Origin of the sequence: Anaerophilus nitritigenes, assembly GCF_004138215.1 — a bacterium.
Lineage (GTDB): Bacteria > Bacillota > Clostridia > Peptostreptococcales > Thermotaleaceae > Anaerophilus > Anaerophilus nitritogenes.
Genome location: NZ_RYYS01000001.1, coordinates 1 through 2,362, shown reverse-complemented (window position 1 = coordinate 2,362; position 2,362 = coordinate 1). Strand labels below are relative to the sequence as shown.

At 30.3% G+C, this 2,362-nt stretch carries 1 pseudogene; it reads right to left on the bottom strand.

The annotated features are described in order from the left end of the window. Nucleotides 1-1,977, bottom strand: a pseudogene (locus tag EK368_RS15335) (DUF4158 domain-containing protein); the annotation flags it as partial. Between the last annotated feature and the right edge of the window lie 385 nt (nt 1,978-2,362).

Here is a 2,362-nt window from a genome sequence, read left to right as displayed (position 1 = left end):
CTTAAGTTATCCTTATTAATAAATTTTCTTCTGATATAAAGTAAATCTTGATAGTTTTCACCATGATTACCAGAAGCAATACGTTTTAATCCAGTATTGGTGCCTAAACCATAGAGTGATAAGATAAGACGTTTTTGAATAGTGAAGCGAGGTAATCTTTCATGGGTTGCAACTGTTTTAAAATGATCAGTAAAGCCTACCTGTAGATCTGTCTCTTTTAATACATCAAGTAAGCTTGTCATAGGCCAATTGCGCATAATTTCTGTCTTTAATCGTGATAAATTAATAGGTTCCGGCTGTGGTTCGCTTGGCGAAACAGTAATCCATCCATTACTTCTATTGGATATACGTACCTTTGGATTCTTAGGAATATTTCTATCTAGCTGTGATAAAGCTGCATACATGGCTTCTTTAAGTGTGCTAATAAATTTTTCAGTATCTAACGGTTGCTTTAAAGCTTTATAATTGGCTTCTCTGTGTTCTTCAAAATCCGTTGGTAGATCTTCATCAGGATTTCTATATCTATTTGCACCAGTTACCCATACTTCTTTACAACGTAATTTATCTCTTAATGCTTGTAAAGCTACAATTTCGTAATTAATCCTATTAATCCGTTCTTGCCCTTTATCATCTTTTTCAATAACTGCTTCTCTCATTGTAGGACGTATAACTCCTTCTAGGGGAATTTCATATGTATTGGTAAAATAATGAGTGCCTATACTATAATACTTTTTGATTATTTCTAAAGCTTTTATTACTGGTTGATGTACTTCGTTATTAGATCTAAATTCCAATATATTTAATATTTCAGGAACCATGCGCCGATAATGTCTACCATATGAAGATCTCATAACTGTATATACTTTTTTACGATATGCAGAACCAGTATTTTTGAATTCTTTAATCAAAGCACTTAAAGTTTTTTCACTAACAATGGGAAATAAGACTTCTTTTATTATTCCATCAGGATTGTTTAAAGCTGCATCTCCCATCTGAAAGAGAATATTTGTTTTTCCATTAACCTGCCTAAAATCATTGATAAGTTCTTTTTCTACTTTTCGCTCAGCTCTAACGCTTATTCTATGAATTATTTGGATAAGGAGTTCTATAAGATTGTCTGTGATTTCTCTTGATCTTACCAAAAAAAAAAGCTGCTAACATAGTATATCGTATGTGTTTAGGATGCCTTCGCAATTCTGGTAGTTTCTCTGATACAGCTCTTTGCTTATACTTTTTCAATGTTTTATAGGGAATGTTGACGAATAGATTCTCAGGCAAGTTTAATTGTTGGATAGTCTTTAATTTCACAACTTCTTTAAAGATACTTTCTAATCCAATGCGTCCAGGATCAGCTCTTAACTCTTTAAATGATAGATTATCTCCTTCTTCATCAAAGTCTATTTCAGATTCTTCATATGCAGTTAAATCATTTAGAAGGGAGTCTATTTTAAATATGGAGTCTTTGTTTAATTTACGAAATGTTTCATTAAAAAATTGATTTTCATAGGCATAAATAGCAGATTTAATCATTCGATCAATTCGGTCAATAGTAGGTGGTTCTAGCTGTAATTCACGAAACCGAGCATATGCTGATACCTTTAAATGTTCATATTCAGCATCATGATAAAGAATCTGCTTTATTAACCAATTAGTTATTGCTTCAATGTCCTTATTTGTTGTTTCCTTAAATCCAAAAAAATCTCTTATTTGAGCACGATGATATTTAATGGAACGGCCACGCCAATCGTATTCATCGAAAAGAGTATTTTTAAGATCAAGCTGCTTTGCAATATAAGATATCACAATTTTAGGAATTTCATTCTTATGATTTGGAAACCTTGCTTCCTGTTGGAAAAATTTAAAAGAAATAGCAAAACCCAACCGTGTTGCTCCTGACTTGTTGCTTAACAAAGTATACTCATTAGGTAAAAAAGTAAAATTTTCGATTAATTCATCCATCTCCCAGTTTCGTTTCATCAAGTATCTCTCCTTAGCTTATTATAATTTGGTATTTATAATGTTTTCGGCTGTTTTTGATGGGATGAATATACCTTTAAAAGTTGAAAATATGTTAATAAATGGAACTAATTTGTGGTATAATTAGATACTGATTGTGCGTTAAACTAATGGTTAGTTTTATTTACTTTTTAAAGTATTTTATAGATAAAGTATCTGTAAGTAAAAAAACTAAAAATATAAATCTTATAATATGTGCAACTATCGTTTTATGAGCAATAAAATGGTAGTATATCAAAGCTATAGGGAAAATTATATACGTTAATATATTAAAATATTTATTCTTTATACGATACATTATTTTTCCTCCTTTATTAAAGCGAATAGTAACTTTTATATAAATAAT